5 protein-coding genes and 1 pseudogene are annotated in these 3,196 nt (G+C 59.4%); all 6 read right to left on the bottom strand.

Translation table 11 applies throughout. The features are described from left to right. Positions 1-34 precede the first annotated feature (34 nt). The 6 genes and pseudogenes from ABD808_RS21215 to ABD808_RS38555 all read right to left on the bottom strand — a co-directional run bounded on the left by ABD808_RS21215 (position 35) and on the right by ABD808_RS38555 (position 3,016). The gene (locus tag ABD808_RS21215; RefSeq protein WP_344899322.1) at positions 35-235 is read right to left on the bottom strand and encodes an AAA family ATPase; all 201 of its coding nucleotides are present in this window, start codon (positions 233-235) and stop codon (positions 35-37) included. A 473-nt stretch (positions 236-708) separates the two neighbouring features. Next, positions 709-1,068, bottom strand: a complete 360-nt coding sequence (locus ABD808_RS21210; RefSeq protein WP_344899320.1) for a DUF6086 family protein — start codon at positions 1,066-1,068, stop codon at positions 709-711. A 735-nt stretch (positions 1,069-1,803) separates the two neighbouring features. Further along, positions 1,804-1,953 (bottom strand): annotated as a pseudogene (locus ABD808_RS21205) (DUF397 domain-containing protein); the annotation flags it as partial. Positions 1,954-2,050: 97 nt separating this feature from the next. Continuing rightward, complete coding sequence (locus ABD808_RS21200) at positions 2,051-2,236, bottom strand: DUF397 domain-containing protein (protein ID WP_344899318.1); 186 nt, start codon at positions 2,234-2,236, stop codon at positions 2,051-2,053. Next, complete coding sequence (locus ABD808_RS21195; protein WP_344899324.1) at positions 2,227-2,778, bottom strand: DUF5753 domain-containing protein; 552 nt, start codon at positions 2,776-2,778, stop codon at positions 2,227-2,229. The genes ABD808_RS21200 and ABD808_RS21195 overlap by 10 nt, the downstream gene beginning before the upstream one ends. Continuing rightward, positions 2,744-3,016 carry a helix-turn-helix transcriptional regulator gene (locus tag ABD808_RS38555; protein WP_425548955.1) on the bottom strand — a complete coding sequence of 91 codons (273 nt, stop codon included), beginning with the start codon at positions 3,014-3,016 and terminating at the stop codon, positions 2,744-2,746. Before ABD808_RS38555 ends, ABD808_RS21195 begins: the two co-directional genes overlap by 35 nt. Positions 3,017-3,196 lie beyond the last annotated feature (180 nt).

Here is a 3,196-nt window from a genome sequence, read left to right as displayed (position 1 = left end):
ATGCAGCACCCAAACCCACCAGAAATCCACCTCTTCAGCCCAGCGGCTTAACTAAATGGCATTGGGCCAAAGCCAGGGCGATGGCGCGCAAAAGCGTTGTCTTGCCCGCCCCGTTCCGTCCCGCCAGGACTGTCCAGCCGGCGTGCGCGCCGCCAGGGCGAGTTAGCCGCAGGTCCGCGCTACGCGCGCCAGCGAACCCCTTGACGCTAGAGACACTGAGCTCAGCGACGTACATCTCCACCTCCCACCCTCTGATCCTAGGTGGGGTGGGCCGCGAAACCGCTTTGCCAGGCCAGTTGCTGGTGCCGCAGCCGCCAGTTGTTAGCTGAGCAGGGTGTTCTCTCGGTTCAGGCGGGTGCGTTGATGGAACCAGCGGGAGCGTGCTTGGTGGCGGCGCCGCCAGTTCAGCCAGTATGCGGCGTGGTCGGGCGGATAAGACGATCAGAGGACGGCGAGCAGGCGTTTGATCTCTGGGACGGTCAGCGGGATCAGCCGGGATCGCCGGGCGGCCTCTGGTCGGGGTCGGCAGGTGGCGGGACCTACCCATTGCTGTGGCCGTTGAGTTGGACGGCGGTGATGGCGCAGATGGTTGGCGCGGCCCATGACCAACACGAAGCGGTGCAAGATCCCGGTGTAGAGCCGTGCTTGGCACTCATCCAACCCGAAACGGAACTTGGGTCGCGGTCGGGCTTTGGAGAAGGACGTCGTTCATGTCGGCATGGAGAGAGAAAAGTTCGGCAGAGCGGACAGAATCTTCGCTTCTTCCGCATTCTTCGACGCCAGTTCGACGCCGCCGCGCTGCAACATTACCAACGAGGTGAGAAGTATGCCACGAAGCATTTCATGTGCGACCATGTGCTTTGTAGTGGAATAGTATTCCAGAAGTGCCTGAGCGAAGTCGTTAAACGTTGACAAATCGATGTCGCGCATGTCCTCGGCGACTGCTATCAACCCCGTGGGCCGTTCCAAAGTTCGACCCGCGGCCTCTGTCAAGGCGATGTACATCGCACCCGTGCGCAGTGAAGGGCTCCACACGGTCTCGCCCTCGATATCAAAGACATAGCTCATTCTTGCCACTCCAAGAGAACTGACACATGAGGGTACGAAGTGCGTAGCCGAGAGACGGCCATCGTTGCACATCGGTAGCACTGGTCGCGGATTTCTCCTCCCAAAGGATGCCGTTCTCGATGCGATCGATATCGGTGATGGTCCTGCCTGTGACGACTGGATCATCAACGACGTAGTCTCGTTCTCCTTCTAATCGATCTGGTCTGGCGGCATCGGACGGTTGGTCTGTCTCGGACTGCGTACCCTCCGACTCGCGTTCGGTCTCACTAACGGCGGGTTCCTGCGCCTCCCCGGCGTCCGCTGCCTCGTCCGCGCGCTCCGTAGAGGACGTCTCAGAGGTGTCCTGGCAAGGAGTGTCGCTCTGCTCAGTCTCAGTTTCCTGAACGGCGGTGGCCTCGGCCTCTTTCGCTTCCCGCTCCGCGTGGCTGCGCTGGATTGCCTCCAGGCGGGACGGCTGTCCTGGAGAACCGGGACGGTCCGGCGGCGGCGTGTAAGCCCGTTCCGGGGTGCCAGGGGTGTCGGTGGTGTCGGTACGGATGCCCGTCCTGCTGGTGCGCTCGACTCCCACGCCGCTGGGCCTTTCTGCCGGTGGCCGTTGTCCACATCAAGCGATCAGCCTGGCGCCGAAGGACGATCTTGCTGCCGCGGTCATCAACAGCGCCCGGACCGGCATCGGCGGACGGTCTTCGTGCCCGCAGCAGCAGACCCATCTGACCGCCCGCCGGAGACGTCCCGTCAGCGGTCCTTGAGTACCTCGGCGAGCTGCCGGAAGTCTCGGCGGCTCAGAACTAGATTGGGACCCTCGACGTCCTTGCTGTCACGGATGGCGACCAGCCCGGCAACGAAGGCCAACTCAATACAGTTAGAGCCGCCCTCCTTGCTTTGAGATGCTTTACGTCACATTGCTTCGCTAATATTCATGACGCCTTGAGGCATCATGTTAATATTGGCTCGAGAATTTGCTGAGCAATCGGAAGCCTGACTAGAGGTTCTTGAGAACGTTCGCGAGATTTCGGAAGTCGCTGGGGTTGAGGATGAGCTTGGGGCCGCTCGGGTCCTTGCTGTCACGAACGCCAACAAGGCCGGAAGCTAGTGCAACTTCCACGCAGGCATCACCTTGCTCACTGCTGCGGGAGGACTTGCGCCATTCTGCGTTCGTTATGTCCATCGCTCGTCTATTGCCTTTCTGATAAGAGTTCGAGTGTCTGTTGCGTTCAGGGCTTCCGATTGCAGGATGACGAAGGTCTCGTTGACCATTGCAATCTCGTCGGGGTCTGTTGTTGTTTCGCCGCCCCATGCTTTAATCGCGTAAGCTACCTGCTTATGGTCGGGGCGAGTGGCGATGTGGAAAGGGCCCCAGATATTCCTGATGTATCGGATGGGGGCAATCTGCAACTGTACCTTTCCTTGTGAGGATAGCTCGTGCAGATACTCCAACTGTTCCTTCATCACCTCCGGCCCTCCGACCTCGCGGTAGAGAACAGTCTCGTCCATGATAATGGAGATTATCGGAGACGGATTCCTGTGCAGAATTTCCTGTCGCCGTATCCTGTTCTTGACTGCGTCCTCGTCTCGAAGGAGAACGCGAGCATAGGCTTCCTTCTGTAAAAGACCCGGTACCAGTCGTTCCTCGTACGCGCGGACCATGATCGCGGATTGCTCGGCCTTTGGGTAGCTAGCGAAGTGCTTGGGATACTTGTCGGACTTGATTGATTCTAGTAGCTCGTCCCAGGCTCTCGACGAGAGTCGTGCCGGACTTGAGTGCTCGATCCAGTCGCAGCGCGAGGTCCCGGCGGCAGCGTGTTCGACCGGTTTCGATCTGAGTGATGTAACTACGTGTCACATTGATCGGGTCCGCAAGTTGTTGCTGGTTGAGGCCTGCGGCTTTGCGAAGGCGTCGGACTTCCGCGCCGAAGCTCAAGAACTCTGGCTTGATCTTGCCCTGCATCGACATGACGCCTCTCTTTGATGTGACCTTGTCTGTTAGTGCTTGTTAGTGTCACGACACTGATCAAGTGGTGTCCAGAAATCGTACGTCCTCCTGTGGTGAGGTGCCTCGGATTTTCCGGACAGGTCCCCAACTAGGGTTGGGGGAACCGGAAAGGAAGGTCGTTGGCACGACAGAGGC

This window comes from Actinomadura meridiana, assembly GCF_039537545.1.
Taxonomy (GTDB): Bacteria; Actinomycetota; Actinomycetes; order Streptosporangiales; family Streptosporangiaceae; genus Spirillospora; species Spirillospora meridiana.
The sequence above is the reverse complement of the archived record's forward strand: the minus strand, read 5'-3'. Positions and strand labels throughout refer to the sequence as shown.